This is a genomic window from Variovorax sp. BGA-UO-ETr-C22, assembly GCF_059567965.1.
In genome coordinates, this window is the sequence record NZ_JCAQPA010000011.1 from 3,140,892 (window position 1) to 3,167,086 (window position 26,195).

Here is a 26,195-nt window from a genome sequence, read left to right on the forward strand (position 1 = left end):
GACTCTCCCATGAACACGACCAAGACCCCTTCGCAACTCGCCGACGACGTGCGCCAGACCGCCCAGGAAGCGGCCGAAACCACCCGCGCCTACGCTCAGAACGCGGTGAATGCGGCGGGCGAAAAGGTCCGCGAACTGCGCCGCGACGCCGAACCGGGTGTCGAGCAGTTGGCCGCACGCGTGCAGCAAGCTGTGCAACGCGGCCTCGACGCCGCCTCGACCACCAGCGCCCGCGCGCACCGCCGCATCGAACAGGCCGCCGACGTGACCGGCCGCTACATCTCCGATCAGCCCGTGCGCTCGGTGCTGCTGGCCGCCGCGGCCGGCGCCGCCATCACGGCGCTGATCGTGCTGGCCAGCCGCCGCAACCGCGACGACTACTGATCCGTTGCGTCGCCACTGACCGACCGACCCCGCCCGACCACCCTCGCACATGCTTCATCCGATCTTCTCGACGGTGCTCGGGCACCCGGAGCTCATTGCCGATCACATCGCCAACTACGCAGCCCTTGTCCGGCAGGAGAGTGCCGAGGCGGGGCGCGGCCTGGTTGCCCGACTGGTCGCGGGCGTCCTGGCCGTGGCCACCGCCGTGCTCGCCCTCGGGCTGATCGGCGTGGCCGTGCTGCTCGGCGTGCTGCACGGCAGCTTCCACTGGGTGCTGGTGGCCGTGCCTGCCGTGGCGGTGGTGATCGCGGCGATCTGCACCTGGATCGCCACCCGCCCGAGTCCGAACTACGGCTTCGACGATCTGCGCGCCCAGCTGGCTGCGGACCTCGACGCGCTGCATGCCGCCGGAGCCCGCCATGAGCAGCCCTGATTCCCGCCGCCCTGGCGCACCGCAACTCACGCCGCAACAGCGGCTGGCCCTTTCTCGCCGCGCGCTCGTGCGGCAACTGAACGGCGGCGAGCAGGATGCACCGGCGCCCCACCGCGCCTTGGCCGCCGGCGACGCCGACGACGATCTCGAATACGCACACACCGGCGCGGGTGATGCGCCGCCCGCCTCGCCCGGGCGCCGCCACAACGTCTGGAGCGCGATGGCGCGCGGCGTGGTGCAGCGCTGGTGGCGCCGCCATCCCGCGCACGCGGCCGGCCAGCTGGCCCGCCCCCTGCTCGAACACTACGCCCGCACGGAGCCCGTCAAGCTCATGGCCGCCGCGGCCGCCACGGGCTCGCTGCTGGTGCTCGTGCGGCCCTGGCGGCTGCTCTCGGCCACGGCCGTGATCGCGGCGGTGCTCAAGACCTCCGACGTGGCCGACCTGGTCAACACGCTGCTGCAGAAGCCCGCGCGGCCGCCTCGGCAAGACCCGCCCTGACGTCACGCCAACGCGTGGCATGCAGACAAGAAAAAGCCCGGTCGAACCGGGCTTTTTGCTGGGCGCGGCGGAAGCGCCGGTCAGCCCTTCACTTCGAGCTGGTTGTTCACCGACTTCACGCCCTGCACGGCCTTGGCGATCTCCTCGGCGCGCGACTTGGCGGCGGCCGTCGGTGCCGGGCCCTTGAGGCTCACGGCGCCGCCCTTGGTGTCGACGTCGATCTTGATCGCGCTCAGGTCCGGGTCCTTGGCCAGGCCGGCCGAGACCGAGGCGGTGATCGCGGCGTCGTCGACCGTGGCGGTCACGGCGGCGGTGGCGTCCTTGGCGGCTTCCTTCACATCGGCGGTGGCGCCGGCCATGCCGGTCTTGGCGTCGGCCGCGGCCTGTTCGGTCTTGGCCTTGGCATCGGAGGCCGCCTGCTCGGTCTTGGCGACGGCGCTGTCGAGCTTCTCGCCGGCGGTCTGGTTGCCCGGCTTGTCGCAGGCGGCCAGGGTCAGCGCGGCGCCGGCTGCGAGCACGGCGAGCCAGGTGCGCGAGGTGGCAAAGGGAGCGAGGGAACGGTTCGACGTTGTCATGGGAAATCCTCCTGCGGTCGGAAATGGGTGCATGGACCGGCTTGGTCCACGCCAGTCAATCTAGTCCCCACCGCCCGCGCCAGGGTGTCGCCGCAGGCCCGAAGCGCTGTAGGACAAGCAAGCGACGGCAGGCCGCTCAGGCGCTGACGATCCAACCTTCGAGCGGGTCCATGGCCCCCGGCAATCCGTAGCCCGGCCCCGGGCTGCCGGCGCGCTGGCGGGCCCAGGCGGCCTGCAGCAGGCACAGCACCGCATCGAGCTCGTCGCCCTTGGCGTCGGCGCGCAGCCCGTCGCGCTGTGCGGCCGTGAGCTGGAGGCGCAGGCCGAGCCGCGTGCGCCCGGCTTCCAGCGCGGCCAGCAGGTCGGTGCGCGCGGCCTCGCGCTCGGGCGACTGGCGCGCGAGGTCGTCGCTCTTGTAGCTGCGCCGGCCGATCAGCTCGCGGGCCAGCAGGCCGGGATACGCCTCCAGCGCGATGCGCTCCTTGTGCGTGCCCGCGTGCAGGCCCGGCAAGGTGGCGCCGGCGGCGAGCAGGCGCGGCACGCCGGCGTGCAGCATGTAGGCGACGGGCGGGTTCACCCACTTCATCGACGGGCTCGAGCCGGCCGGCGCGTCGGTCGCACGGTGCGCGAACTTGCCGCCGACCGGACGCGCCGCGCAGAAGGCGGCGAAGGTGTCGCGGATCTCGGCGCGGCTCAGGCCGGCGTAGTGGGCGATCAGCGCGTCCCACGCGGTCGGCCACTGCAGGTGCTCGACCAGCTCGCGCGGCAGGCCGAAGGGAAAGTCGAAACCGCCGACCCAGGCGGGCGTGCTGCTGTCGAGCCACTGGCCCCAGGCGTCGAGCGTGGCGAAGCGGTGCAGGCCGGTCAGCGCGACGACGTCCGGGCCGGCCAGCTCGCCGACCGCCACGACGATGGGTTTGCGGGCGGTCGGTGCGCTCGAGAAATCGCAGCCGAAGAGCATCGCCCGCCTTCGGTCAACCCAATGCGAGCGCGATCACGCCAGCCGCGATGAACAGCGCGCCCAGCAGCCGCAGCATGCGATCGCCTTCGCGCAGCAGATGCCCACCGATCAGCGCAGCGAACAGCATCGACACCTCGCGCGCCGGCGCGACGTGCGAGATGGGCGCCTGCTGCACCGCGTACAGCACCAGCACGTACGAGACGGGGCTGATCGCCGCCACCAGCAGCGCGTACTTCCACTGCTCACGCCACATGCGCGCGGTGGTCGCGCGGTCCTGCAGCGCGGCGGGCAGCAGCAGCACGAGGCGCACGAAGTTGCTCATGTAGTCGAGCAGGATCGGCGACATGGCGAGGAACTTGACGGCGTAGCTGTCGGTGACCGTGTAGGCCGCGATGAAGGCGCCGGTCAGCACACCGTAGCGCATGCCCTTCTGTACGCGCTCGCGCTGCACCGGGTCATGCTTCTTGTGAAAAAGGCGCGGGCCGCCGGCCACCAGGAACACGCCGAGCACCACGCCGAAGATGCCGGCCACGCCGACGAGGCTGATCTTCTCGCCCAGGAACAGGATCGCGACCAGCGACGACAGCAGCGGCCCCGAGCCGCGCGCCAGCGGGTAGACCACCGTGAGGTCCGACTTGCGGTAGCCGCGCAGCAGCACGACGTAGTAGAAGACGTGCAGCACGCCGCTCAGCACGATGAAGGCCCACTCCTTCGTGCCCCAGGTCGGCACGACGCTCCAGCCGAGCGTGATGCCCACGGGCGCCCACACCACGGCCATGAACACGCCGCTCTGGAACGCGAAGCGCGAATCGCCGTTCGCCTTCTTGGCGGCGATGTTCCAGCTGGCGTGGATGACGCCAGCCAGCAGGATCAGTGCGAAAGCGGAAAGGGGCACCCCGGTCGAACCGGGATCAGTGGCGGCCGACGATGGCCGCGGTGGCCATCAGTTCTTCGAGCAGCGCGAGCGAGACCTTGCCCGAGACCTTGTAGGGGTCGAGCTCGGGCTTCTCGGAGTACTTCAGCAGCGTCGAGGCATTGAGCTTGGAGAGGTTGACCTGCCCCATCGTCCAGCCGCCGAAACGGCGCTCGGAGATTTCCTCGTAGTGCAGCAGCACCACGTCCTTGTGGCGCGGATCGCGCTGGATGTGGCCGTAGAGATCGCTGATGGCGTCGCGCCCACCCTCGATGGCCTGCAGGAAGGTGCCGGCGCCGTAGCAGAGGATGCCGGTGATGCCGCAGGCCGGGTTGTGCGTGCGCGATTTCGCGAGGATCGCCTCGATGGCCTCGGGGCTGGTATCGACGGCGCGACTGGCATAGAGAAGTCGGACCAGCATGGCTCAGCTCTTTCGTGGCAGGAGGGAGAGGAATTCGCGGCGCAGGCTCGGGTCTTTCAGGAACACGCCGCGCATGACGGAGTTGATCATCTTGCTGTCCATTTCCTTCACGCCGCGCCAGGCCATGCAGAAATGCTCGGCCTCCATGACCAGCGCAAGGCCGTCGGGCTGCGTCTTTTCCTGGATCAGGTCGGCCAGCTGCACCACGGCTTCTTCCTGGATCTGCGGACGGCCCATGACCCATTCGGCCAGGCGTGCGTACTTGGACAGGCCGATCACGTTGGTGTGCTCGTTGGGCATCACGCCGATCCACAGCTTGCCGATGATCGGGCAGAAGTGATGCGAGCAGGCGCTGCGCACGGTGATCGGGCCGACGATCATCAGCTCGTTCAGGTGCTCGGCGTTGGGAAACTCGGTGAGCGGAGGCGCCGGCACATAGCGGCCGCGGAACACCTCGTTGAGGTACATCTTGGCCACGCGGCGCGCGGTGTTGTCGGTGTTGTGGTCGTTCTCGACGTCGATGACCAGGCTCTCGAGCACGCCCTTCATCTTGACCTCGACCTCGTCGAGCAGCGACTCCAGCTCGCCCGGCTGGATGAACTCGGCGATGTTGTCGTTGGCGTTGAAACGCTTGCGCGCTGCATTCAGTCGCTCGCGGATCTTGACGGAGACGGGCGTGCCCTCGTCATCGTCTTTTCGATCGGGAAGCGGTTCGACGTCGGTTTTCCTCAGCATGGCGGGGATCGTACCAGTGAATGGCTCCATGGGATTCGGGCTGCAACGCCCGCCCCTTCTCGGAGCAATGCTATCAATTAGGTAGCGCGAAGTCGGCTACCAGCGGAAGGTGGTCGGACATGCGGGCCCAGATCGGGCCGCGCGGCACGTTGCAGGCCAGCGGTTCGAGCTGGCGGCCGTAGACGAAATCGAGCTGCGTCACGGGCAGGCGCGACGGGTACGTGAGCGTGCGCGGGCCGCGCAGGTCGCTGGTGTCGCGCAGGCCCATGGCGTTCATGGCGTAGCGCATGCGCGCGCCCCAGTCGTTGAAATCGCCGGCCACCACCACGGCCTCGTCGGCCGGCACCTCGCGCTCGATGAACTCGCGCAGCCGGGCCACCTGCCGCACGCGGCTGCCCTTGATGAGCCCCAGGTGCACCACGATGGCGTGCACCCGCCGCCCTTCGACGTCGATCACGGCATGCAGCAGGCCGCGCTGTTCGAAGCGGTGGTCGGAGATGTCCTGGTGGCCGGTGCGGATCACCGGCCAGCGCGTGAGCAGCGCGTTGCCGTGCTCGCCGTGGCGCGTGACGGCGTTGGTCTCGTAGACGGCCGTGTAGCCCTCGGGCGCCAGAAAGTCGGCCTGCGGCAGCTCGGGCCAGCGCGGAAAGCGGGCGGCGGCCTGGCGGTTCATCTTGCGCACTTCCTGCAGGCAGACGATGTCGGCATCGAGCTGCTCGATGGCGTGGCCCAGGTTGTGGATTTCGAGCCGACGCGCCGGCCCGATCCCCTGCACACCCTTGTGGATGTTGTAGGTCGCGACCCGGAGGTTCTGCGTTGCTGCTGCTGCGGCGGCCGGTGGGTTCATCGCGCAAATTCTGGCAGCAACAGAATGGCTTCGGCGTTCGACGGGGAAAAGCAGGCGTCCGCCGCCTCGTGGTACGGCAGCCATTGCCAGTCGGTGTGCTCGCGCGGATCGAGCACGGGCGTCAGGCGCTCGGGCACGCACAGGCCGAACAGGTGCTCGGTGTTGTGGGTGACGCCGGGTTCGTAGCGCGCGCGCCAACCCGGGTAGATCTCGTAGACGTTGCGCAGCTGCCAGTCGACCAGTTGCGACGCCAGCGGCGTGCCCTCGCCGCACTGGATGCCGGTTTCCTCGGCCACCTCGCGCGCCGCGGTGAGCGCCAGCGGCTCATCGAGGGCGTCCTTGCTGCCGGTGACCGATTGCCAGAAGTCGGACTCGGCATCCGCACGCCGGATGAGCAGCACATCGAGTGCCGGCGTGTGGATCACGACCAGCACCGACTCCGGGATCTTCCAGGGTCGGGTGCCGGTCGTCATGCCGGCATCAGGCCGCGGCTTGCGGCGTGTTGCGCAGCTTGATGTGCAGTTCGCGCAGCTGCTTCTCGTCGACCGGGCTCGGCGCCTGCGTCAGCAGGTCTTGTGCGCGCTGGGTCTTGGGGAAGGCGATCACGTCGCGGATCGACTCGGCGCCGGTCATGAGCATGACCAGGCGGTCCAGGCCGATGGCGATGCCGCCGTGCGGCGGGGCGCCGTACTGCAGCGCGTCCAGCAGGAAGCCGAACTTGAGCTGCGCGTCTTCGGCGCTGATCTTCAGCGCGCGGAACACCTTGCTCTGCACTTCCTCGCGGTGGATACGCACCGAACCGCCGCCCATCTCGATGCCGTTGAGCACCATGTCGTAGGCCTTGGCAATGCACTTCTCGGGCGCGGTGTCCATGAGGTCTTCATGGCCGTCCTTCGGTGCGGTGAACGGGTGGTGCACGGCGCTCCAGCGCTGGCCTTCCTCGTCGAACTCGAACATCGGGAAGTCGACCACCCACAGCGGGGCCCAGCGGTCCTCGAAGAGGCCGGCCTTCTTGCCGAAGGCGCTGTGGCCGATCTTCACGCGCAGCGCGCCGATGGCGTCGTTGACGACCTTTTCCTTGTCGGCGCCGAAGAACAGGATGTCGCCGTTGCGCGCACCCGTGCGGGCGATGATCTCGGCCAGCGTGGCGTCGTCCAGGTTCTTGACGATCGGGCTTTGCAGGCCTTCGCGGCCGGCGGCTGCGTCGTTGACCTTGATGTAGGCCAGGCCCTTGGCGCCGTAGATCTTCACGAATTCCTGGTACGCATCGATCTCGCCGCGCGACAGGCCGCCTTCGGCACCGCCGCCGGGCACGCGCAGTGCGACGACACGGCCGCCGATCATGGTGGCGGCGTTCGAGAACACCTTGAACTCGACGCGCTTCATCAGCTCGGTGAGTTCGGTGAATTCGAGCTTCACGCGCAGGTCGGGCTTGTCCGAGCCGTACTTGAACATCGCGTCGGCGTAGCTCATGGTCGGGAACACCGGCAGGTCGATGTCCGCGGCGTTGCGGAACACGTTGCGGATCATGCCTTCGAACATCTCGCGGATTTCCTCTTCGGCGAGGAACGAGGTCTCGATGTCGATCTGCGTGAATTCAGGCTGGCGGTCGGCGCGCAGGTCTTCGTCGCGGAAGCACTTCACGATCTGGTAGTAGCGGTCGTAGCCGGCCACCATCAGCAGCTGCTTGAACAGCTGGGGCGACTGCGGCAGCGCGAAGAAGCTGCCGTCGTGCACGCGGCTGGGCACGAGGTAGTCGCGCGCGCCTTCGGGCGTGGACTTGCCCAGCATCGGCGTCTCGATGTCGATGAAGCCGTTGGCGTCGAGGAACTTGCGCGTTTCCATCGTCACCTTGTAGCGCAGCATCATGTTGCGCTGCATGGCCGGACGGCGCAGGTCGAGCACGCGGTGCGTGAGGCGGGTGGTTTCCGACAGGTTGTCGTCGTCCAGCAGGAACGGGGGCGTGACCGAGGGGTTCAGCACCTTCAGTTCGTGGCACAGCACTTCGATCTTGCCGCTCTTGAGGCTGTCGTTGGTCGTGCCTTCGGGGCGCGCGCGCACGAGGCCCGTGATCTGCACGCAGAACTCGTTGCGCAGGTTCTCGGCCACGGCGAAGGTCGAGGCGCGGTCGGGGTCGCACACCACCTGCACGTAGCCTTCGCGGTCGCGCACGTCGATGAAGATCACGCCGCCGTGATCGCGGCGACGGTTGACCCACCCGCACAGGGTGACGGTCTGGCCCAACAGGGCTTCGGTCACAAGACCGCAATAGTGAGTACGCATGGCCATAGAGATGACTTCCGGCGCCGTCGTGGCGCGTTCGTTTTTATGAGTTGGATGGCTTGATCGCCACCGAGGAGGGGCCGCCTGGAACGACCACGCCCATCGAGACGATGTACTTGAGCGCTTCGTCCACGCTCATCTTCAGTTCGACGCAGTCACTGCGCTTGAGCATGACGAAGTAGCCGCCCGTGGGGTTGGGCGTGGTCGGCACGTAGACGCTGAGGAATTCCTCGCTGCCCAGGTACTCGGCCACCTCATTGCCCGGCGCGCCGGTCACGAAGGCAATGGTCCACACGCTCTCGCGCGGCCACTGGATCAGCACTGCCGTGCGGAATGCGTTGCCGTTCTCGGAGAACAGCGTGTCCGACACCTGCTTGACGCTCGAGTAGATCGAGCGCACGACCGGAATGCGGCGCACCACGGCGTCGCCCCAGCCGAGCAGGCGCTTGCCGACGAAGTTGCTCGCAATGGCACCGACCACCAGCAGGATGGCCAGCGTGAGCAGCACACCGAGCCCGCGGATGTTGTTGTCGTAGAGCCAGCGCTGCCATGCGCCCGGCAGCACCCACAGCGTCTGGTCGAGCGTGTCGATGATCCACTTCAGCACCGCCAGGGTGATGAACAGCGGAACGATCACCAGCAAGCCGGAGAACAACCATTTGCGCAGGGCGGACATGGGAGAGGGTTCCGTCAGTCGCCGCTCTTGGCGGCAGCCGTTGCAGCGGGGGCCGGCGCGGGAGCGGGCGCCGGTGCGGGGCTGGAGGCGGGGGACGAAGAAGAAGCGTCGGCCGATTTGGCTCCGTCGCCGGACGCAGCGGGCGCGGTGGCGGCTTCGGACTTCTTGCCGCCGCCCTCGCGGAAGTCGGTCACGTACCAGCCCGAGCCCTTGAGCTGGAAGCCGGCGGCCGTGACCTGCTTTTCAAATGCGCTCGCACCGCATTCCGGGCACACCGAGAGCGGCGTGTCCGACATCTTCTGCAGAACGTCCTTGGCAAAGCCGCAGGAACTGCACTTGTAGGCGTAAATGGGCATGGGAAATCGGGGTGGGAATGAGCGACGCAGCTGCCGCTCGCAAAGCCCTCGATTATAGGGGCGCCCCCGCGCGCAGGGGCCGTGGGGGCGCGGCCCGGCCCGCCGTCAGGCCGGCTCGGTCGCCAGGAGGCGGTGCGGCGTGTGAGTGTTCGCTATCCATTGCGGCAGCAGCGAGCCGACAACCATGCCCGCGAACGAGGACAGCACGCCCGCCAGCTGGGCCGGGAAGGCGGTACCCCAAGGCATGGCCATGAACAGCAGCCAGACGCCGATGCCCCCCACGATCGAGGCGATGGCGCCCTGGGTGGTGGCACGGCGCCAGTACAGGCCGCACACCAGCGGCACGAAGGCCCCGACCAGCGGCACCTGGTAGGCGCCCGAGACCAGTTCGTAGATCGGCGTGCCCTGCATGCGGATCGCGTAGGCCAGCACGGCGGCGCTGAACAGCAGCACCGTGATGCGCATGGTCATCAGGTTCTCGCGGTCGGTGCCGGCGGGACGAAACTGGCGCCAGATGTTCTCGGTGAAGGTGACGCTGGGCGCCAGCAGGGTGGCCGAGGCGGTCGACTTGATGGCCGACAGCAGCGCGCCGAAGAACAGCACCTGCATCACGAAGGGCATCTTCTGCAGCACCAGCGTGGGCAGCACCTTCTGCGGATCTTCCTTCAGCAGCACAGCCACCTCCTCCGGCATGATCAGCAGCGCGCTGGCCACGAGGAACATCGGCACGAAGGCGAACAGGATGTAGGCCACGCCGCCGATCACCGGGCCGCGCGTGGCGGCCTTGACGCTGTTGGCCGACATCACGCGCTGGAACACGTCCTGCTGCGGAATGGAGCCCAGCATCATCGTGATGGCCGCGGCAAAGAAGAACACCATGTCGTGCCAGTTGGGCTCGGGCCAGAACTTGAAGAGGTCCTTGCTGACCGCGAAGGCCACCACCTTGTCGGCGCCGCCGGCCATGTCGCCCGCGAACATCGCGATGACCGCCAGGCCGACGACCAGGATGATCATCTGGATGAAGTCGGTCACGGCCACCGACCACATGCCGCCGAACAGCGTGTAGGCCAGGATCGAGACCACGCCGATCACCATGCCCAGCGGGATGCTGATGGCGCCGGCCGACAGCACGTTGAACACCAGCCCCAGCGCCGTGACCTGCGCCGAGACCCAGCCCAGGTAGCTCAGCATGATGATCAGCGAGCAGGCCACTTCCACGCTGCGGCCGTAGCGCTCGCGGTAGTAGTCGCTGATGGTCAGGAGCGTCATGCGGTACAGCTTGCCCGCGAAGAACAGGCCCACCAGGATCAGGCAGGTGCCCGCGCCGAACGGGTCTTCGACCACGCCGCTCAGGCCACCCTCGATGAACTTGGCCGGGATGCCGAGCACCGTCTCGGACCCGAACCAGGTCGCGAAGGTGGTCGTGATGATCATGAACAGCGGCAGGTGCCGCCCCGCGATCGCGAAGTCAGTGGTGTTCTTCACCCGTTTGGCCGCATACAGGCCGATGGCGATGGTGACCAGCAGATAGACGATGACCAGCGTCAACAACACGGCGAAACTCCTCCAGCCTCTAGAACAAACGCACGCGCACCAGCACTTGCATGGCGAGCAACCCCAGGACAAATCCGATGCCGCCATAGAGGATGGCCTGCAGCAGCCGGTTGGTGCGCTTCTGCGCGGCCAGCAGCTCCTGCAACTCGCGGCGGTGATCGGGCGGCCGATTTTCCAGGAAATCGTGCAGCAAACGCGGCAATTGCGGCAGCAATTTCGCGTAGCGCGGCGCCTCGGCCCGCAGCTGCTGGAACAGCTTCTTCGGCCCGATCTGGTCGATCATCCACTTCTCGAGGAAGGGCTTGGCCGTGGCCCAGAGGTCGAGCTCGGGGTCGATGCTGCGGCCCAGGCCCTCGATGTTCAGCAGGGTCTTCTGCAGCAGCACCAGCTGCGGCTGGATCTCGACGTGGAAGCGGCGCGAGGTCTGGAACAGGCGCATCAGCACCATGCCCAGCGAGATTTCCTTCAGCGGCCGGTCGAAGTACGGCTCGCACACGGTGCGGATCGCCGCCTCGAGCTCGTCGATGCGCGTGCCCTGCGGCACCCAGCCGCTCTCCAGGTGCAGCTCGGCCACGCGCTTGTAGTCGCGCCGGAAGAAGGCCGCGAAGTTCTGCGCGAGGTACTCCTTGTCGGACTCGGTGAGCGTGCCGATGATGCCGAAGTCGAGCGAGATGTAGCGCCCGAAGGTCTCGGGCGCCAGGCTCACCTGGATGTTGCCCGGGTGCATGTCGGCGTGGAAGAAACCGTCGCGGAACACCTGCGTGAAGAAGATCGTCACGCCGTCGCGCGCGAGCTTCGGAATGTCGACGCCGGCGGCGCGCAGCTTGTCGATCTGGGCAATGGGCACGCCGTTCATGCGCTCCATCACGATGACTTCGGGGTGGCAGAAGTCCCAGAACATTTCGGGGATCAGCACCAGGTCGAGCGAGGCCATGTTGCGGCGCAGCTGCGCGGCGTTGGCGGCCTCGCGCACGAGGTCGAGCTCGTCGTGCAGGTACTTGTCGAACTCGCCGACGACCTCGCGCGGCTTCAGGCGCTTGCCGTCGGGCGAGAGCTTCTCGATCCAGCCGGCCATCATGGCCATGAGGGCCAGGTCCTTCTCGATCACGCCGCGCATGTTGGGGCGCAGCACCTTCACAGCCACGTCGCGGATCTCGCCCTGGTTGGTGCGGATGGTCGCGAAGTGCACCTGCGCGATCGAGGCGCTGGCGATGGGTGTTTCGTCGAACTGCACGAACACGTCGCTCACCGGTCGGCGGAAGGCGCGCTCGATGGTCGCGACCGCCACCGCCGAAGGGAACGGCGGCACGCGGTCCTGCAGGAACGCGAGCTCGTCGGCGATATCGGGCGGCAGCAGGTCGCGCCGCGTGGACAGCACCTGGCCGAACTTCACGAAGATGGGGCCCAGCCGCTCCAGCGCCTCGCGCAGGCGCTGGCCGCGCGGCGCGTCGAGGTTGCGTCCGATGGAGACGATGCGCGCCACCACGCGCAGCCAGGGTTTCTGGAAGCTCGTGAGCACGAGCTCGTCCAGGCCATAGCGCAGTGCGACCCAGACGATGAACAGGCCGCGATAGAAGCGACTCATTCGGCGTGGCCCGCCGCACCGCCGGCACGGGCCGAGCGGTCGCCGACGAACTGGCGCAGCGCGCCCACCACACGCCGCACGCCGTTGCCCAGCGTGTGCGCGGGCACGTCGCCGATCACGCGGGCCAGGTCGTCCTCGACGTCCCAGCGCACGTGGTCGACCAGCCAGTTGACCTCGGCCGCGAGTTGCACGTCGCCGACGATCTGCACGGAGGGCTTGTCGCCGCGCAGCGTGGCGCGGGCGATGTCGAGGGGGGAGTCATCGATCACGGTGAGCGTGAGTTCGGGCGTGGAGCCGGCAGGTGCCAGGTCGAGCAGGCCAGCCGGCGTGGCCACCAGTTCCATCGTCACGAAGCGCCACTGGAAGCGCACCACCCGGCCCTGCTGGCGCAGCAGCCGCTGCTGCGCTTCAGGCTCCTGCTGCAGCACGTGGTTCAGGAACAGGACCGCGCGGTGCTGGATCTCGTGGACGGCCCAGGCCGGCGGTTGCAGGCGTTCGCCGATGCGGTTGAACAGGTCGCCGAGCAAAGAAAAAGGGGACGATGGTGTAGCCATGGTCCCCATTATCCCGTCAGTGCTACAGCCGGGTGACGGCTGCAGCTCAGGTTTTTGTCATTGCAGCGCTTGCACGCCTGCGACGAGCCAGCCGGCGCTGCCGGTCTTGGTCATGTTCCAGACTTCGCGGAACGGGGCCGGGCCCGCCGACGCGTCTTCGCGGATCATGCCGGAGAACTCCACGCTCGCCATGTAGGCGTCGGGCAGCTCTTCGATGCCCAGCAGCTTGGCGTCGAGCATCACGACCTCGGTCTTGTTGAGCGCACCGCCCGTGTGGCTGGCGCGATCGGCCAGCTGCGTGCGGATCTCCTCGACCATGCTGTCGGTCATCATGGAACGCAGCATCGACACGTCGGCGCGGTCCCAGGCGTCTTGCAGGGTCACGAAGTTGCGCTTGGCGGCGGTGAGGAAACCGTCGGCATCGAAGCCCGCGGGGATGCCCCAGGACTGCGAACCGGCCAGTGCCGAACCGATCATGCTGCCGCCGGCTGCGGCACCCGCGGCCGACAGGCTGCTGCCGTGCGATGCCGGCGCGGCGTCGAACGCCGTGGTGTTGCGCTCCCACGGCCGTGCCGAGGCGTCGTTGCCGACGTTGGCCGGGCTGTACTGTGCCGGTGCGCGTGCATCGGCGGGACTGCCGGCGCCCTGGAAGGCGAAAGCGCCCTGGCGGTTGGCGTTGCCCGACGACGCGGCCGAGCGCGCCTTGAAGATGCGCCACACCGCGAGCGCGGCAAAAGCCAGCAGCGCGATCAGCAGGATGTTGGCGAAGCCGGCACCCAGGCCGAGCGAATTCGCGAGCCATGCCAGGCCCAGGCCGGCGGCGAGACCGCCGAGCATCGCGCCCCATGGACGCTTCGGTGCAGCGGCGGCGGGCGTTGCGGGCTTGGGCGCCGCATTGGTCGCGTTCTGCTGCGCGGGGGCCGCGGGCTGCGTGGCCTGGCGCTGCGTCACGTTGGACGACTGGCGACCGACGGACTTGCCGCCACCCATGCGAGCAGCTTCCGCCTGAACGCTCACCAGCACCAGTGCTGCTGCCAAGAACAAAGAACCCAAACTCTTCATGCCGTCTCCTCTTGAGCGAAAAATTCGCGTCGTCATCGTGATCAACACTTGATTCCAACATGGAGGGCTGCAATTCCCCCCGTCATGTTGTGATAGTCCACATGTCCGAAACCGCCCTCTTTCATGAGGGTCTTGAGCTCCTCTTGCGAGGGATGCATCCGGATCGATTCGGCCAGGTAGCGGTAGCTCGCATCGTCGCCGGCCACGAGCTTGCCCAGGCGCGGCAGCACGTTGAACGAATACCAGTCGTAGGCCTTCGTGAGCGGCTTGGCGACCTTCGAGAACTCGAGCACCAGCAGCTTGCCGCGCGGCTTGAGCACGCGGTTCATTTCCTTGAGGGCAACATCCTTGTGCGTCATGTTGCGCAGGCCGAAGGCCACGGTGACCACATCGAAGTGGTCGTCGGGAAAGGGCAGCTTCTCGGCGTCGCAGACCGTGGTGGGCAGCACCACGCCGGCGTCGAGCAGGCGGTTGCGGCCGGTGCGCAGCATGGCTTCGTTGATGTCGGTGTGGACCACCTGGCCCGTGGCGCCGACCTTCTTCGAGAAGGCGAGCGCGAGGTCGCCGGTGCCGCCCGCGATGTCGAGCACGCGCGAGCCTTCGCCCACGTTCGCGACCATCACGGTGTAGGCCTTCCAGGCCCGGTGCAGTCCGGCCGACATCAGGTCGTTCATGATGTCGTAGCGCGAGGCCACCGAGTCGAAGACGCCGCGAACGCGTTGCGCCTTCTCGCTTTCGTCGACTTTCTCGAAGCCGAAGTGGGTTGTACTCATGCGCTGGATGTTAGGCCGGAAGGCATTCCTTCAAGGCGACGACCCCGCGGGCACGGCGGACATTTGTTGCTTTTTCCTCCAACGGAGGGCCGCCGCAACGCGCGTCTTTGCTGTGTGTAAGGCTATCTTTTCAATAGCAACAGGGTATGTTTACCCTCGGTTCCCGCGACGCTCAGTGGCTGCTGCAGGCGTGGCCGCCCTTGTCGGCCATCGGGGCGTCGCGGTCCACGCCGGCCGCGGCCAGGCGCCGCTCGTAGTCGGCCCACAGTTCGGCCTGCCGCGCGCCCAGGTCGTACAGCAGGCTCCAGGTGTAGATGCCGGAGTTGTGGCCGTCGCTGAAGGCCGGCTGCACGGCGTAGTTGCCCACCGGCTCGAGCCCGACCAGCTCGACGTCGCGCTTGCCGGTCTGCAGCACCTCCTGCCCCGGGCCGTGGCCCTGCACCTCGGCCGACGGCGAGTAGATGCGCATCAGTTCGAAGGGAATGCGGAAGGTGGCGCCGTCCGAGAAGCCGACCTCGAGCACGCGCGACTGCCCGTGCACGGTGATCGATTGGGGTGTCGGCGCGCCGGCTTGCAAACCTGCCATGGGGAATCCGTTCGAAAGAAGAAGAGAAAAGAGAAAAGGGGTGGGACTCGCGCAGTATGCCGCGCGCTGCGCGCCAGCGTGCCGGCCGCCTGCGCTTAGCATCACTGCATGCCGTCACGCACACGCTTTCCCCTCTTCCCGTCACGTTCGAACCGGGCCGCCCTCGTCCTCTGCATCGCGCTCGCGGGCGCCGCCCTCGCCCCACCGGCCCATGCCTTCTGGGGCCTGATCGGCAAGGCGGCAGGCAAGGCCGCGACCGCCGGCAAGGCGGCCGGCGTCGCGGGCAAGGGCGCGGCGGTCGGCGCCGGCGCGGTGGCAGCCGAAGGTGCAACCGGCGTGGCCGCCAAGGGCGCGATGGCGCTGGGCGACGACGCCGCGCATGCCGCCCAGGCCGGCTCGCGCGGCTTCGGCGGCGCGCATGAACTGAGCACCGTGAACGCCGCGCTGCCGCCCGAGGTCGCGGCCTACCTCGCCAAGCCGGCGAAGGAGCTCACGCCCAAGGACACGTCGTTCATGATGGACAGCTACCGGCAGATGGTCGAGCGCGCCGGCAAGAGCGGCGACTTCACCGCTGTCGAGCGCATGCCGACCTCTGCGGGCACCGCGCGCACGCTGCCTGCGGAGCCGGTCAAGGCTGTAGCAACACCGCAGCCGACGACCACTGCAGCAACCGCGTCACCCGGCAGCTCGGGCGCGCTGCCCTTCCACGCGGTGCGCCTGCTGGCCCACGCCGCACATGCGGGCAACAAGAGCGCGCAGGCCGAGCTCGATCGCGTGTGCAGGGATGGCAGCGTGGCCTCGAAGCGCTTCTCGAAGGAAACGCGCGCCACGCCGGAATTCAAACAGGCCTGCACCGACCGCAAGACGGTCGCCGCGGCCGGCTGAGCAAAAACGAGGGCCTCAGGCCAGCGTCGCCAGCCGACGGACCATATCGGCCTCCGTCTGCGGCAGCAGCGCCTGCACGGCGGCCAGCCGCTCGGCTGGCGCGGTCCGTTGCACGGCAGCCCAGACCGAACCGGGGAAATGGCTGTCCCAGTCGAAGCGCGCAATCACGTGCCAGTGCAGGTGCGCCACCATGTTGCCGAGCGCGGCGATGTTGAGCTTGGTGGGCGCCAGCGCGTCGCGCAGGCATTGCTCCACGCGCACCACGGCCTCCATGCACAGCACGCGGTCGGCCGCGTCGAGGTCGGAGAACTCCGCCGCATGGTCGCGCCACACCACGCGGTAGAAGGCCGGAAAGCCTTCTTCCTGCGCATGGATGACACGCAGCTTCGCGCCTTCGAACACGACACGCCCGCCGGGCGCATCGCACAGCGGGCAACCTGCCACCGCCGTCATACGAGCACCCGCTCGATGCCGCCCTGGTTGGCAGCGGCCACGTAGTTCGGCATCCAGTCGTCGCCGAGCAGCTTGTTGGCCATCTCGACCACGATGTAGTCGGCTTCGAGCAGGCCGTTGTTCAGGTCGTTGCCGTAGCGCGAGAGGCCTTGCAGGCAGCTCGGGCAGCTGGTGAGGATCTTCACGTTGTCGGTCGCGCCGACCTTGCCGGCATCGCGCAGCGCGGCCTCGCCCTTCTTCAGCTCTTCTTCCTTGCGGAAGCGGATCTGCGTCGAGATGTCGGGCCGCGACACACCCAGCGTGCCCGACTCGCCGCAGCAGCGGTCGTTCTTGAGCACGTTGTCGCCGACCAGCGCCTTGACGGTCTTCATCGGGTCCTGCTGCTTCATCGGCGAGTGGCAGGGGTCGTGGTACAGGTAGCCCCCACCGCCCGCATCGGCCAGCGTGATGCCCTTTTCGAGCAGGTACTCGTGGATGTCGATGATCCGGCAGCCCGGGAAGATCTTGTCGAACTGGTAGCCCTGCAGCTGGTCGTAGCAGGTGCCGCAGCTCACCACCACCGTCTTGATGTCTAGGTAGTTGAGCGTGTTGGCGACGCGGTGGAAGAGCACGCGGTTGTCCGTGATCATCTTCTCGGCCTTGTCGAACTGGCCGCTGCCGCGCTGCGGATAGCCGCAGCACAGGTAGCCCGGCGGCAGCACCGTCTGCACGCCCGCATGCCAGAGCATCGCCTGCGTGGCCAGGCCCACCTGCGAGAACAGCCGCTCCGACCCGCAGCCCGGGAAGTAGAAGACCGCCTCGGTTTCCGAGGTGGTCGTCTTCGGGTCGCGGATGATCGGCACGTAGTCGGCATCCTCGATGTCGAGCAGCGCGCGCGCCGTCTTCTTCGGCAGGTTGCCCGGCATCTTCTTGTTGATGAAGTGGATCACCTGCTCCTTGATGGGTGCAGGCCCCAGCGTGGCCGGCGGTGCGCCGGTCTGCTTCTTCGCGAGGCCGCGCAGCAGGTCGTTGGCCATGCGCTGCGCCTTGAAGCCGATGCCCACCATGCCGGCGCGCACCGCCTTGATGGTCTGCGGGTTGGTCGCGTTCAGGAAGAACATGGCGGCCGCGTTGCCGGGTCGGAAGCTCTTCTGGCCCATCTTGCGCAGCAGGTTGCGCATGTTCATCGACACGTCGCCGAAGTCGATCTTCACCGGGCACGGTGTGAGGCACTTGTGGCACACGGTGCAGTGGTCGGCCACGTCCTCGAACTCTTCCCAGTGCTTGATGCTGATGCCGCGCCGGGTCTGCTCCTCGTAGAGGAAAGCCTCCACCAGCAGCGAGGTCGCGAGGATCTTGTTGCGCGGGCTGTACAGCAGGTTGGCGCGCGGCACGTGCGTGGCGCACACCGGCTTGCACTTGCCGCAGCGCAGGCAGTCCTTCACGCTGTCGGCGATGGCGCCGATGTCGCTCTGCTGCATGATCAGCGACTCGTGCCCCATGAGGCCGAAGCTCGGCGTGTAGGCGTTGGTCAGGTCGGCGTGCAGGGTCTGCGCTTGCCCGGCGGGCGCGCGCAGCAGCTTGCCCTTGTTGAAGCGGCCTTCGGGGTCGACCCGGGCCTTGTATTCGGTGAAGGGGCGCAGCTCTTCGTCGGTGAGGAACTCGAGCTTGGTGATGCCGATGCCGTGCTCGCCCGAGATCACGCCGTCCAGGCTGCGCGCCAGCGCCATGATGCGCACCACCGCGGCATGCGCGGTCTGCAGCATCTCGTAGTTGTCGCTGTTGACGGGCAGGTTGGTGTGCACGTTGCCGTCGCCCGCGTGCATGTGCAGCGCGACCCACACGCGGCCCTTGAGCACCTGCTTGTGGATGGCGGTGCACTCGGCCAGGATCGGCCCGAACTCGGCGCCCGAAAAAATCTCCTGCAGCGGCTGGCGCAGCTGGGTCTTCCAGCTGGCGCGCAACGTGTGGTCCTGCAGTTGCGGGAACAGCGTGTCGACGTTCTGCAGCCAGCCGGCCCACAGCGCGCGCACCTCGTGCACCAGCGCCACGGCCTGCGCCACGCGGTCTTCCAGCAGCTCGGCCGCGGGAATCTCGTGCGCGTCGTCGGTCTTGCCCAGCGGCAGGTTGCCGCGCGTGAGGAACGCTTCGAGCGCGTCGGTGAGCGCCAGCTTGTTCTGCAGCGACAGCTCGATGTTGATGCGCTCGATGCCGTCGCTGTACTCGGCCATGCGCGGCAGCGGGATCACCACGTCTTCGTTGATCTTGAAGGCGTTGGTGTGCTTGCTGATGGCGGCCGTGCGCTTGCGGTCGAGCCAGAATTTCTTGCGCGCCTCGGGGCTGATGGCAATGAAGCCTTCGCCGCTGCGCGAGTTGGCGATGCGCACCACTTCCGAGGTGACACGGGCCACCGCATCGGCGTCGTCGCCGGCGATGTCGCCGAACAGCACCATCTTCGGCAGGCCGCCGTGCTTCTTCGACTTGGTGGCGTAGCCCACGGCCTTCAGGTAGCGGTCGTCCAGGTGCTCCAGGCCGGCCAGCAGCACGCCCGAGCGCTTCTGCTCGGCGAACATGAAGTCCTTGATCTCGACGATGCTGGGCACGGCGTCCTTGGCGTTGCCGAAGAACTCGAGGCACACGGTGCGCGTGTGCGCCGGCATCTTGTGCACCACCCAGCGGCAGCTGGTGATGAGGCCGTCGCAGCCCTCTTTCTGGATGCCCGGCAGGCCGGAGAGGAACTTGTCGGTCACGTCCTTGCCCAGGCCTTCCTTGCGGAAGGTCTTGCCGGGAATGTCCAGGCGCTCGGTGCGCAGTTTCGTCTTGCCGTCGGCGGCGTAGTACTGCAGCTCGAACACGGCGCTCTCGGCGTCGTGGATCTTGCCCAGGTTGTGGCCGATGCGAGTCACTTCGAGCCATTCGGCCTGCGGCGTGACCATGCGCCACGAGGCGAGGTTGTCCAGCGCCGTGCCCCACAGCACGGCCTTCTTGCCGCCGGCGTTCATGGCGACGTTGCCGCCGACGCACGAGGCCTCGGCGGAGGTCGGGTCGACCGCGAACACGAAGCCCGCACGCTCGGCCGCGTCGGCCACGCGCTGCGTGACCACGCCAGCCTCGGTCCAGATGGTGGGCACGGGCGCGGCCAGGCCGGGCAGCGCGACGTGCTCGACCTCGGTCATGGCCTCGAGCTTCTCGGTGTTGATGACCACGCTCTTCCAGGTCAGCGGGATCGCGCCGCCGGTGTAGCCGGTGCCGCCCCCGCGCGGAATGATGGTCAGGCCCAGCTCGATGCAGCCCTTGACCAGGAGGGCCATCTCGGCCTCGGTGTCCGGGCACAGCACGACGAAGGGGTACTCGACGCGCCAGTCGGTGGCGTCGGTCACGTGCGACACGCGCGAGAGGCCGTCGAACTTGATGTTGTCCTTGGCCGTGAGCCGGCCCAGCACGCGGGTGGCCTTGCGGCGCAGCGCGGCGACGTCGCGGAAGGTGTCGTCGAAGGCGGCGACGGCCTGGCTGACGAGCCCGGTGAGTTCGCCCACCAGCTGGTCGCGCGGCAGGTCGCTGTCGGGGGTGCGGCGCTTCTGCACCTCGCCCAGGCGGTGGCGCAGGGCGTCGACCAGCTGGCCGCGGCGGCGCGGGTTGTCGAGCAGGTCGTCGACGAGATAGGGATTGCGCTGCACGACCCAGATGTCGCCCAGCACCTCGTAGAGCATGCGCGCCGATCGGCCGGTGCGGCGCTCGGCGCGCAGGGTCTGGAGCAGGTCCCAGCCGCGTTCGCCCAGGAGGCGAATCACGATCTCCCGGTCGGAGAAGCTGGTGTAGTTGTAAGGGATCTCGCGCAGTCGTACAGGCTCTGCGGCCTGTGACAACAGCGTATTCAACGCGGTCGGAGCATTCATCGGGTGGGGCCCTTGGCCAGGCGCTGCGCGCCCATGTAGCCGGGGGGTCGATTTTAGGGCAGGCCCCGGGGGCTTTGCCGTGCCCGGCCGCTATTCCCTATCGCGGGGCCCGCACGGGCCCCGGCGGGCTCAGAACAGCACGCGGCTGCGGATCGTTCCGCCCACCTTCGCCAGCTTTTCCAGCGCCAGGTCGGACGAGGCGGCGTCGATGTCCATCACGACGTAGCCGATCTTCTCGTTGGTCTGCAGGAACTGGGACGAGATGTTGATGTTGTTGTCCGAGAAGATCTTGTTGATCTCGGACAGCACGCCCGGCACGTTGCGGTGGATGTGCAGCAGGCGGTGCTTGCCCGGGTGTGCCGGCAGCGCCACCTCGGGGAAGTTGACCGACGAGGTCGAGGTGCCGTTGTCGCTGTACTTGACCAGCTTCTCGGCCACTTCGAGCCCGATGTTGGCCTGCGCCTCCATAGTCGAGCCGCCGATGTGCGGCGTGAGGATCACGTTGTCCAGCCCGCGCAGCGGCGACTGGAACTCGTCCTTGTTGGTGCGCGGCTCGACCGGGAACACGTCGATGGCGGCGCCCAGCAGCTTCTTGCTCTTGAGGGCCTCGGCCAGCGGCTCGATCTCGACCACGGTGCCGCGCGAGGCGTTCAGCAGGATGGCGCCCGGCTTCATGGCGGCGATCTCGGCCGCGCCGATCATCCATTGCGTGGCCTGGGTCTCGGGCACGTGCAGGGTCACGATGTCGCTCTGGCCCAGCAGCTGGTGCAGCTCGCGCACCTGGCGGGCGTTGCCCAGCGGCAGCTTGGTGACCACGTCGTAGAAGGCCACGTGCATGCCCAGCGCCTCGGCCAGCACCGACAGCTGCGCGCCGATGGAGCCGTAGCCCACGATGCCCAGCGTCTTGCCGCGGATTTCGAAGGCGTTCTCGGCCGACTTGAGCCAGCCGCCGCGGTGCGCCACGGCGCTTTTCTCGGGCACGCCGCGCAGCAGCAGGATGGCTTCGGCCAGCACCAGCTCGGCCACCGAGCGGGTGTTGGAATACGGGGCGTTGAACACGGCCACGCCGTGCTCGCGGGCGGCTTCGAGGTCGACCTGGTTGGTGCCGATGCAGAAGCACCCGGCGGCCACCAGCTTGTGCGCGGCGGCGAACACCTCGGCCGTCAGCTGGGTGCGCGAGCGGATGCCCACGAAGTGCACGTCGGCGATCTTGGCCTTGAGTTCGGCGTCGGGCAGCGCACCCGGCAGCGACTCGATGTTGGTGTAGCCGGCGGCGCGCAGCACCTCCACGGCCGAGGGGTGGATGCCTTCGAGCAAAAGGAACTTGATCCTGCTTTTGTCGAGGGAGGTTTTGCTGCTCATGACGTACTCAAGGAAGCCCCGGCCATGGCGACAAGCTAGGCCAAAAAAGGGAGGGCGATGCTAGCATGGTGCAGCGCAGCATGAGGCCCGCAACCCGCGCCGGGCTTGACGCCAAAGGGGTTTCCCCGATTGGAGGAACCCTTCGGTCCGTGCCCCAATGTGACGCGGCTGTGTCACGCACATGCCCTAGCATTCGCGCTTTCCATTTTTTCCCTTCAGGAGTCTTCATGCGATTCAAGACGCTCGCGTTGGCATCGGCGCTGGCCGCCACGCTGTTCAATGCAGCCCAGGCCCAGACCGAGATCCAGTGGTGGCATTCCATGACCGCCGTCAACAACGAGTGGGTCAACGACCTGGCCAAGCAGTTCAATGAGAGCCAGAAGGAATACAAGATCGTCCCGACCTTCAAGGGCACGTACGACGAATCGATGACGGCCTCCATCGCGGCCTTCCGCTCGGGCAACGCGCCGCACATCCTGCAGGTGTTCGAAGTGGGCACCGCCACCATGATGGCCAGCAAGGGCGCCGTCATTCCGGTCGGCCAGGTCATGAAGGACGCGGGCGAGAAGTTCGACCCGGCCGCCTACATCCCCGCCGTGGCCGGTTACTACACCGCCCCCAACGGCCAGATGCTGAGCTTCCCGTTCAACAGCTCGACCACCATCTTCTATTTCAACAAGGACGCCTTCAAGGCCGCCGGCCTGCCCACCGACAAGGCGCCCGCCACCTGGCCCGAAGTGGTGGCCGCCGCCGCCAAGCTCAAGGCCAGCGGCCACAAGTGCCCGTTCACCACGGCCTGGCAGAACTGGACGCAGGTCGAGAGCTTCTCGGCCTGGCACAACGTCGAGTTCGCGAGCAAGGCCAACGGCCTGCAGGGCCTGGACGCGCGCCTGAAGGTGAATTCGCCGCTGCACCAGCGCCACATCGAGAACCTGGCCAGCATGTCCAAGCAGGGCCTGTTCATCTACAAGGGCCGCGGCAACGTGCCTGAAGCCTCGTTCGTGTCGGGCGAGTGCGCCATGATCAACACGTCGTCGGGCTTCTACGGCAACGTGGCCAAGAACGCCAAGTTCGCCTACGGCCTGGCACCCCTGCCCTACTACCCGGACGTGCCGGGCGCGCCGCAGAACACCGTGATCGGTGGCGCCAGCCTGTGGGTCATGTCGGGCAAGAAGCCGGCCGAGTACAAGGGCGTGGCCAAGTTCTTCAGCTTCATCTCGACGCCTGAAGTGCAGTCCGCCAGCCACAAGCGCACCGGCTACCTGCCGGTGACCACCGCCTCGTACAAGCTCACCGAGGAATCGGGCTTCTACAAGCAGAACCCCGGCACCGACGTGGCCGTGACGCAGATGATCCGCAAGGTCACCGACAAGAGCCGCGGCATCCGCCTGGGCAACTACGTGCAGATCCGCGCCATCGAGGACGAAGAGCTCGAACAGGTCTGGGGTGGCAAGAAGACCGCCAAGGAAGCCCTCGATTCGATCGTGACCCGCGGCAACGAACAGCTCGAACGCTTCCAAAAGGCGAACAAAAGCTAACGATTGAAGATCCGGGCTCCGTGTCCGGCTAATATCGCCCGCCCCCGCACGCCCTTCTTCCAGGGTGCGCCGGGCGGGATTTTTTATGTAGGGGCTTCATGGAAAAACGCGTTTTCTTTCGCTCGGGCTGGTTGCCCTGGCTGCTGCTGACACCGCAGATGGCGGTGATCCTCGTGTTTTTCTTCTGGCCGGCCGGCCAGGCGCTGTTGCAGTCGCTGCAGCAGCAGGACGCGTTCGGCACGTCGGTCGAGTTCGTCGGGTTCGACAACTTCCGCCACCTGTTCGACGACCCGGCCTATGCCGAGTCGTTCAAGACCACCGCGCTGTTCTCGGTGCTGGTGGCCGGCATCGGCATCAGCCTGTCGCTGATGCTGGCCGTGTTCGCCGACCGCATCGTGCGCGGCGGCATGTTCTACAAGACCATGCTGATCCTGCCGTACGCCGTGGCGCCCGCCGTGGCGGCCGTGCTGTGGGTCTTCATGTTCTCGCCCTCGCTGGGCGTGGTGGCCTATGCCCTGGGCAAGATCGGCATCAACTGGAACCACCTGCTCGACTCGGGCCACGCCATGACGCTGATCGTGATGGCCTCGGTGTGGAAGCAGATCTCCTACAACTTCCTGTTCTTCCTGGCCGGGCTGCAGTCGATCCCGAAGTCGCTGATCGAGGCCGCGGCCATCGACGGCGCGCGCCCGTGGCGCCGCTTCTGGACCGTGCAGTTCCCGCTGCTGTCGCCCACCACCTTCTTCCTGCTGGTGATCAACGTGGTCTACGCCTTCTTCGACACCTTCGCGATCGTCGATGCGGCCACGCAGGGCGGCCCGGGCAAGGACACGACCATCCTGGTCTACAAGGTCTACCACGACGGCTTCAAGGGCCTGGACCTGGGCGGTTCGGCCGCGCAGTCGGTGGTGCTGATGGTGATCGTGGTGGCGCTGACGGTCATCCAGTTCCGCTACGTCGAGAAGAAAGTGCAGTACTGATGAAGCAACAAGAACAAATCGAATTCGGCGGAGCGCAGCATGGTTGAGAAACGCGGCACGCAGGGCATCCTGGCCCACGTCATCATGATCCTGGGCGTGTTCATCGTCGCCTTCCCGCTCTACCTGGCGTTCGTGGCCTCCACGCACACGGCCCAGGAGATCGTGCAGGCGCCGATGCCCCTGACCCCCGGCTCGAACATCGTCGACAGCTACAAGGGCGCGCTGTTCGGGCGCGAGAGCAGCGCGGGCTCCAACGCCCCGGTGGCGCACATGATGTGGGTGAGCTTCGTGACGGCCATGGTCATCGCCATCGGCAAGATCACCATCTCGCTGCTGTCGGCCTTCGCCATCGTGTACTTCCGCTTCCCGTTCAAGAAGATCTGCTTCTGGGCCATCTTCGTGACGCTGATGCTGCCGGTGGAGGTGCGCATCCTGCCCACCTACAAGGTGCTGTCCGACCTGAACATGCTGAACACCTACGCGGGCCTGACGGTGCCGCTGATCGCGTCGGCCACGGCCACCTTCCTGTTCCGCCAGTTCTTCCTCACGGTGCCCGACGAGCTCACCGAAGCGTCGCGCATGGATGGTGCGAGCCCCATGCGCTTTTTCTTCGACGTGCTGCTCCCGCTGTCCAAGACCTCGATCGCGGCACTGTTCGTGATCCAGTTCATCTACGGCTGGAACCAGTACCTGTGGCCGCTGCTGGCGACCACGAGCGAAGACATGTACCCCGTGGTGGTCGGCATCAAGCGGATGATTGCCGGCGGCGACGGACAGAACGAATGGAACGTCGTGATGGCCACCGCCATCCTGGCGATGCTGCCGCCCGCGCTGGTGGTGATCCTGATGCAGAAATGGTTCGTCAAGGGCCTTGTAGATACCGAGAAATAAAAAATGGCAGCTCTTTCCCTACGCAACGTCATCAAGCGCTACGGCCACGGGCCGAAAGCCAACCAGGTCATCCACGGCGTGAGCGCCGAGATCGCCGACCACGAATTCATCGTCATCGTCGGCCCTTCGGGCTGCGGCAAGTCGACGCTGCTGCGCATGGTCGCGGGCCTGGAGGAAATCTCGGCCGGCGAAATCTGCATCGGCGGCAAGGTCGTGAACCAGCTCGAACCCTCCGAGCGCGACATCGCCATGGTGTTCCAGAACTACGCGCTGTACCCGCACATGAGCGTGTTCTCGAACATGGCCTACGGCCTGAAGATCGCCAAGGTGCCGACGGCCGAGATCAAGGTGCGCGTCGACAAGGCCGCCAAGATCCTCGAGCTGGGCCACCTGCTCGAGCGCAAGCCGCGCGAGCTCTCGGGCGGCCAGCGCCAGCGCGTGGCCATGGGCCGCGCCATCGTGCGCCAGCCGCAGGTGTTCCTGTTCGACGAACCCCTGTCGAACCTGGACGCCAAGCTGCGCGCCCAGACCCGCCTCGAGATCCAGAAGCTGCACCGCGAGCTCGGCATCACCTCGCTGTTCGTCACGCACGACCAGGTCGAGGCCATGACGCTGGCGCAGCGCATCATCGTGATGAACGGCGGCGTGATGGACCAGTTCGCGACGCCCGAAGAGGTGTACTCCAGGCCCGCCACCACCTTCGTGGCGAGCTTCATCGGCTCGCCGCCGATGAACCTGCTCAAGCACGCACCGGGCGTGCGCCCTGGCCAGATCCTGGGCATCCGCCCCGAGCACATGAAGCTCGACGAAAGCGGCTGGACCGTGCAGGTCGAGCAGGTCGAACTGCTGGGCGCCGAGCGCCTGGTGTATGGCCGCATCGGCGACGAGCAGATCATCATGCGCACCGACGAAGGCGACCACCCGCCGGTGGCTGGCGACACGGTGAAGATCGCCGCGCGCGAGGACAAGCTCCATTGGTTCGACGCCGGCTCCGGCAAGCGCGCCGACTGAGCG

The 26,195-nt window shown here is 67.3% G+C and carries 27 protein-coding genes; 8 read left to right on the plus strand and 19 right to left on the minus strand.

What is annotated here, in order from left to right:
• The first annotated feature begins 9 nt into the window (after positions 1-9).
• Genes AC57B8_RS34990 through AC57B8_RS35000 form a run of 3 tightly spaced genes read left to right on the plus strand, consistent with a single transcriptional unit; the run spans position 10 to position 1,316 of the window.
• The gene (locus tag AC57B8_RS34990; RefSeq protein ID WP_062477074.1) at positions 10-384 is read left to right on the plus strand and encodes a hypothetical protein; all 375 of its coding nucleotides are present in this window, start codon (positions 10-12) and stop codon (positions 382-384) included.
• A gap of 49 nt (positions 385-433) precedes the next feature.
• Positions 434-817: a hypothetical protein gene (locus AC57B8_RS34995; protein ID WP_496482160.1), complete on the plus strand. Its 384-nt coding sequence runs from the start codon at positions 434-436 to the stop codon at positions 815-817.
• Entirely contained in the window at positions 804-1,316 is a 513-nt protein-coding gene (locus AC57B8_RS35000; protein WP_496482161.1) for a hypothetical protein, read from the plus strand. Before AC57B8_RS34995 ends, AC57B8_RS35000 begins: the two co-directional genes overlap by 14 nt.
• A gap of 80 nt (positions 1,317-1,396) precedes the next feature.
• On the opposite strand, the gene AC57B8_RS35005 is transcribed toward AC57B8_RS35000, so the two are convergent.
• The 16 genes from AC57B8_RS35005 to AC57B8_RS35080 form a co-directional block, all read right to left on the minus strand.
• A complete protein-coding gene (locus tag AC57B8_RS35005; RefSeq protein ID WP_062477068.1) occupies positions 1,397-1,891 on the minus strand; it encodes a BON domain-containing protein in 495 nt (164 codons plus the stop codon).
• Between the two features lie 136 nt (positions 1,892-2,027).
• A complete protein-coding gene (locus AC57B8_RS35010; protein ID WP_496482162.1) occupies positions 2,028-2,852 on the minus strand; it encodes a DUF429 domain-containing protein in 825 nt (274 codons plus the stop codon).
• 13 nt (positions 2,853-2,865) lie between these two features.
• A complete protein-coding gene (locus AC57B8_RS35015; protein ID WP_070063589.1) occupies positions 2,866-3,747 on the minus strand; it encodes a DMT family transporter in 882 nt (293 codons plus the stop codon).
• A 16-nt stretch (positions 3,748-3,763) separates the two neighbouring features.
• Positions 3,764-4,186 carry a BLUF domain-containing protein gene (locus AC57B8_RS35020; RefSeq protein WP_062477059.1) on the minus strand — a complete coding sequence of 141 codons (423 nt, stop codon included), beginning with the start codon at positions 4,184-4,186 and terminating at the stop codon, positions 3,764-3,766.
• A gap of 3 nt (positions 4,187-4,189) precedes the next feature.
• On the minus strand, positions 4,190-4,921 hold the full coding sequence (gene folE / locus AC57B8_RS35025) for a GTP cyclohydrolase I (RefSeq protein WP_062477056.1): 732 nt from the start codon (positions 4,919-4,921) through the stop codon (positions 4,190-4,192).
• A 73-nt stretch (positions 4,922-4,994) separates the two neighbouring features.
• Positions 4,995-5,768 carry an endonuclease/exonuclease/phosphatase family protein gene (locus AC57B8_RS35030; protein ID WP_487847824.1) on the minus strand — a complete coding sequence of 258 codons (774 nt, stop codon included), beginning with the start codon at positions 5,766-5,768 and terminating at the stop codon, positions 4,995-4,997.
• A complete protein-coding gene (gene nudB, locus AC57B8_RS35035) occupies positions 5,765-6,241 on the minus strand; it encodes a dihydroneopterin triphosphate diphosphatase (protein ID WP_496482163.1) in 477 nt (158 codons plus the stop codon). The genes AC57B8_RS35030 and nudB overlap by 4 nt, the downstream gene beginning before the upstream one ends.
• Before the next feature lie 7 nt (positions 6,242-6,248).
• Positions 6,249-8,057, minus strand: a complete 1,809-nt coding sequence (aspS, locus tag AC57B8_RS35040) for an aspartate--tRNA ligase (RefSeq protein ID WP_496482164.1) — start codon at positions 8,055-8,057, stop codon at positions 6,249-6,251.
• A 37-nt stretch (positions 8,058-8,094) separates the two neighbouring features.
• Positions 8,095-8,727: a DUF502 domain-containing protein gene (locus AC57B8_RS35045; protein WP_062477045.1), complete on the minus strand. Its 633-nt coding sequence runs from the start codon at positions 8,725-8,727 to the stop codon at positions 8,095-8,097.
• 14 nt (positions 8,728-8,741) lie between these two features.
• Positions 8,742-9,083 (minus strand): FmdB family zinc ribbon protein, encoded by a 342-nt coding sequence (locus AC57B8_RS35050; protein WP_062477042.1) that lies wholly within the window; start codon positions 9,081-9,083, stop codon positions 8,742-8,744.
• Between the two features lie 105 nt (positions 9,084-9,188).
• Entirely contained in the window at positions 9,189-10,637 is a 1,449-nt protein-coding gene (locus AC57B8_RS35055) for a sodium:solute symporter family transporter (protein WP_493194558.1), read from the minus strand.
• Positions 10,638-10,656: 19 nt separating this feature from the next.
• On the minus strand, positions 10,657-12,222 hold the full coding sequence (gene ubiB / locus AC57B8_RS35060) for a ubiquinone biosynthesis regulatory protein kinase UbiB (RefSeq protein ID WP_062477035.1): 1,566 nt from the start codon (positions 12,220-12,222) through the stop codon (positions 10,657-10,659).
• Entirely contained in the window at positions 12,219-12,776 is a 558-nt protein-coding gene (locus AC57B8_RS35065) for a ubiquinone biosynthesis accessory factor UbiJ (RefSeq protein WP_495271175.1), read from the minus strand. Before AC57B8_RS35065 ends, ubiB begins: the two co-directional genes overlap by 4 nt.
• Before the next feature lie 57 nt (positions 12,777-12,833).
• Positions 12,834-13,838, minus strand: a complete 1,005-nt coding sequence (locus AC57B8_RS35070; protein ID WP_496482165.1) for a Tim44 domain-containing protein — start codon at positions 13,836-13,838, stop codon at positions 12,834-12,836.
• Between the two features lie 41 nt (positions 13,839-13,879).
• Positions 13,880-14,611: a bifunctional demethylmenaquinone methyltransferase/2-methoxy-6-polyprenyl-1,4-benzoquinol methylase UbiE gene (gene ubiE, locus AC57B8_RS35075; RefSeq protein ID WP_056578284.1), complete on the minus strand. Its 732-nt coding sequence runs from the start codon at positions 14,609-14,611 to the stop codon at positions 13,880-13,882.
• Between the two features lie 172 nt (positions 14,612-14,783).
• Entirely contained in the window at positions 14,784-15,197 is a 414-nt protein-coding gene (locus AC57B8_RS35080) for a gamma-butyrobetaine hydroxylase family protein (protein WP_496482166.1), read from the minus strand.
• Between the two features lie 108 nt (positions 15,198-15,305).
• On the opposite strand from AC57B8_RS35080, the gene AC57B8_RS35085 reads away from it, so the two are divergent.
• The gene (locus AC57B8_RS35085; RefSeq protein WP_496482167.1) at positions 15,306-16,082 is read left to right on the plus strand and encodes a hypothetical protein; all 777 of its coding nucleotides are present in this window, start codon (positions 15,306-15,308) and stop codon (positions 16,080-16,082) included.
• A gap of 15 nt (positions 16,083-16,097) precedes the next feature.
• Here AC57B8_RS35085 and AC57B8_RS35090 read toward each other — a convergent pair whose 3' ends face one another.
• The 3 genes from AC57B8_RS35090 to serA form a co-directional block, all read right to left on the minus strand.
• On the minus strand, positions 16,098-16,535 hold the full coding sequence (locus AC57B8_RS35090; RefSeq protein WP_496482168.1) for an HIT family protein: 438 nt from the start codon (positions 16,533-16,535) through the stop codon (positions 16,098-16,100).
• Positions 16,532-20,410, minus strand: a complete 3,879-nt coding sequence (locus tag AC57B8_RS35095; RefSeq protein WP_496482169.1) for a DUF3683 domain-containing protein — start codon at positions 20,408-20,410, stop codon at positions 16,532-16,534. The genes AC57B8_RS35090 and AC57B8_RS35095 overlap by 4 nt, the downstream gene beginning before the upstream one ends.
• Before the next feature lie 129 nt (positions 20,411-20,539).
• Complete coding sequence (serA, locus tag AC57B8_RS35100) at positions 20,540-21,772, minus strand: phosphoglycerate dehydrogenase (RefSeq protein WP_070063599.1); 1,233 nt, start codon at positions 21,770-21,772, stop codon at positions 20,540-20,542.
• Between the two features lie 227 nt (positions 21,773-21,999).
• Here serA and ugpB point away from each other — a divergent pair, with 227 nt between their 5' ends.
• The 4 genes from ugpB (at position 22,000) to AC57B8_RS35120 (ending at position 26,192) form a co-directional block, all read left to right on the plus strand.
• Positions 22,000-23,310 (plus strand): sn-glycerol-3-phosphate ABC transporter substrate-binding protein UgpB, encoded by a 1,311-nt coding sequence (ugpB, locus tag AC57B8_RS35105; RefSeq protein WP_369644485.1) that lies wholly within the window; start codon positions 22,000-22,002, stop codon positions 23,308-23,310.
• Positions 23,311-23,408: 98 nt separating this feature from the next.
• Positions 23,409-24,290 carry a sn-glycerol-3-phosphate ABC transporter permease UgpA gene (gene ugpA, locus AC57B8_RS35110; RefSeq protein ID WP_062474481.1) on the plus strand — a complete coding sequence of 294 codons (882 nt, stop codon included), beginning with the start codon at positions 23,409-23,411 and terminating at the stop codon, positions 24,288-24,290.
• Positions 24,291-24,329: 39 nt separating this feature from the next.
• Complete coding sequence (ugpE, locus tag AC57B8_RS35115) at positions 24,330-25,181, plus strand: sn-glycerol-3-phosphate ABC transporter permease UgpE (RefSeq protein ID WP_062474482.1); 852 nt, start codon at positions 24,330-24,332, stop codon at positions 25,179-25,181.
• A 3-nt stretch (positions 25,182-25,184) separates the two neighbouring features.
• Complete coding sequence (locus tag AC57B8_RS35120; protein WP_496482170.1) at positions 25,185-26,192, plus strand: sn-glycerol-3-phosphate import ATP-binding protein UgpC; 1,008 nt, start codon at positions 25,185-25,187, stop codon at positions 26,190-26,192.
• Positions 26,193-26,195: the final 3 nt, after the last annotated feature.

Excerpts from the sequence above, each read along its gene's own strand:
- AC57B8_RS35120 (WP_496482170.1), top strand. The coding sequence starts at position 25,185 with ATGGCAGCTCTTTCCCTACGCAACGTCATCAAGCGCTACGGCCACGGG.
- ubiB (WP_062477035.1), bottom strand. The coding sequence starts at position 12,222 with ATGAGTCGCTTCTATCGCGGCCTGTTCATCGTCTGGGTCGCACTGCGC.
- AC57B8_RS35030 (WP_487847824.1), bottom strand. The coding sequence starts at position 5,768 with ATGAACCCACCGGCCGCCGCAGCAGCAGCAACGCAGAACCTCCGGGTC.
- AC57B8_RS35080 (WP_496482166.1), bottom strand. The coding sequence starts at position 15,197 with ATGGCAGGTTTGCAAGCCGGCGCGCCGACACCCCAATCGATCACCGTG.
- ugpB (WP_369644485.1), top strand. The coding sequence starts at position 22,000 with ATGCGATTCAAGACGCTCGCGTTGGCATCGGCGCTGGCCGCCACGCTG.
- nudB (WP_496482163.1), bottom strand. The coding sequence starts at position 6,241 with ATGACGACCGGCACCCGACCCTGGAAGATCCCGGAGTCGGTGCTGGTC.
- AC57B8_RS35045 (WP_062477045.1), bottom strand. The coding sequence starts at position 8,727 with ATGTCCGCCCTGCGCAAATGGTTGTTCTCCGGCTTGCTGGTGATCGTT.
- AC57B8_RS35085 (WP_496482167.1), top strand. The coding sequence starts at position 15,306 with ATGCCGTCACGCACACGCTTTCCCCTCTTCCCGTCACGTTCGAACCGG.
- AC57B8_RS35070 (WP_496482165.1), bottom strand. The coding sequence starts at position 13,838 with ATGAAGAGTTTGGGTTCTTTGTTCTTGGCAGCAGCACTGGTGCTGGTG.
- ugpE (WP_062474482.1), top strand. The coding sequence starts at position 24,330 with ATGGTTGAGAAACGCGGCACGCAGGGCATCCTGGCCCACGTCATCATG.
- AC57B8_RS35050 (WP_062477042.1), bottom strand. The coding sequence starts at position 9,083 with ATGCCCATTTACGCCTACAAGTGCAGTTCCTGCGGCTTTGCCAAGGAC.
- ubiE (WP_056578284.1), bottom strand. The coding sequence starts at position 14,611 with ATGAGTACAACCCACTTCGGCTTCGAGAAAGTCGACGAAAGCGAGAAG.
- AC57B8_RS35065 (WP_495271175.1), bottom strand. The coding sequence starts at position 12,776 with ATGGCTACACCATCGTCCCCTTTTTCTTTGCTCGGCGACCTGTTCAAC.
- aspS (WP_496482164.1), bottom strand. The coding sequence starts at position 8,057 with ATGGCCATGCGTACTCACTATTGCGGTCTTGTGACCGAAGCCCTGTTG.
- AC57B8_RS35005 (WP_062477068.1), bottom strand. The coding sequence starts at position 1,891 with ATGACAACGTCGAACCGTTCCCTCGCTCCCTTTGCCACCTCGCGCACC.
- AC57B8_RS35020 (WP_062477059.1), bottom strand. The coding sequence starts at position 4,186 with ATGCTGGTCCGACTTCTCTATGCCAGTCGCGCCGTCGATACCAGCCCC.
- serA (WP_070063599.1), bottom strand. The coding sequence starts at position 21,772 with ATGAGCAGCAAAACCTCCCTCGACAAAAGCAGGATCAAGTTCCTTTTG.
- folE (WP_062477056.1), bottom strand. The coding sequence starts at position 4,921 with ATGCTGAGGAAAACCGACGTCGAACCGCTTCCCGATCGAAAAGACGAT.
- AC57B8_RS35010 (WP_496482162.1), bottom strand. The coding sequence starts at position 2,852 with ATGCTCTTCGGCTGCGATTTCTCGAGCGCACCGACCGCCCGCAAACCC.
- AC57B8_RS34995 (WP_496482160.1), top strand. The coding sequence starts at position 434 with ATGCTTCATCCGATCTTCTCGACGGTGCTCGGGCACCCGGAGCTCATT.
- ugpA (WP_062474481.1), top strand. The coding sequence starts at position 23,409 with ATGGAAAAACGCGTTTTCTTTCGCTCGGGCTGGTTGCCCTGGCTGCTG.
- AC57B8_RS35090 (WP_496482168.1), bottom strand. The coding sequence starts at position 16,535 with ATGACGGCGGTGGCAGGTTGCCCGCTGTGCGATGCGCCCGGCGGGCGT.
- AC57B8_RS35000 (WP_496482161.1), top strand. The coding sequence starts at position 804 with ATGAGCAGCCCTGATTCCCGCCGCCCTGGCGCACCGCAACTCACGCCG.
- AC57B8_RS35095 (WP_496482169.1), bottom strand. The coding sequence starts at position 20,410 with ATGAATGCTCCGACCGCGTTGAATACGCTGTTGTCACAGGCCGCAGAG.
- AC57B8_RS34990 (WP_062477074.1), top strand. The coding sequence starts at position 10 with ATGAACACGACCAAGACCCCTTCGCAACTCGCCGACGACGTGCGCCAG.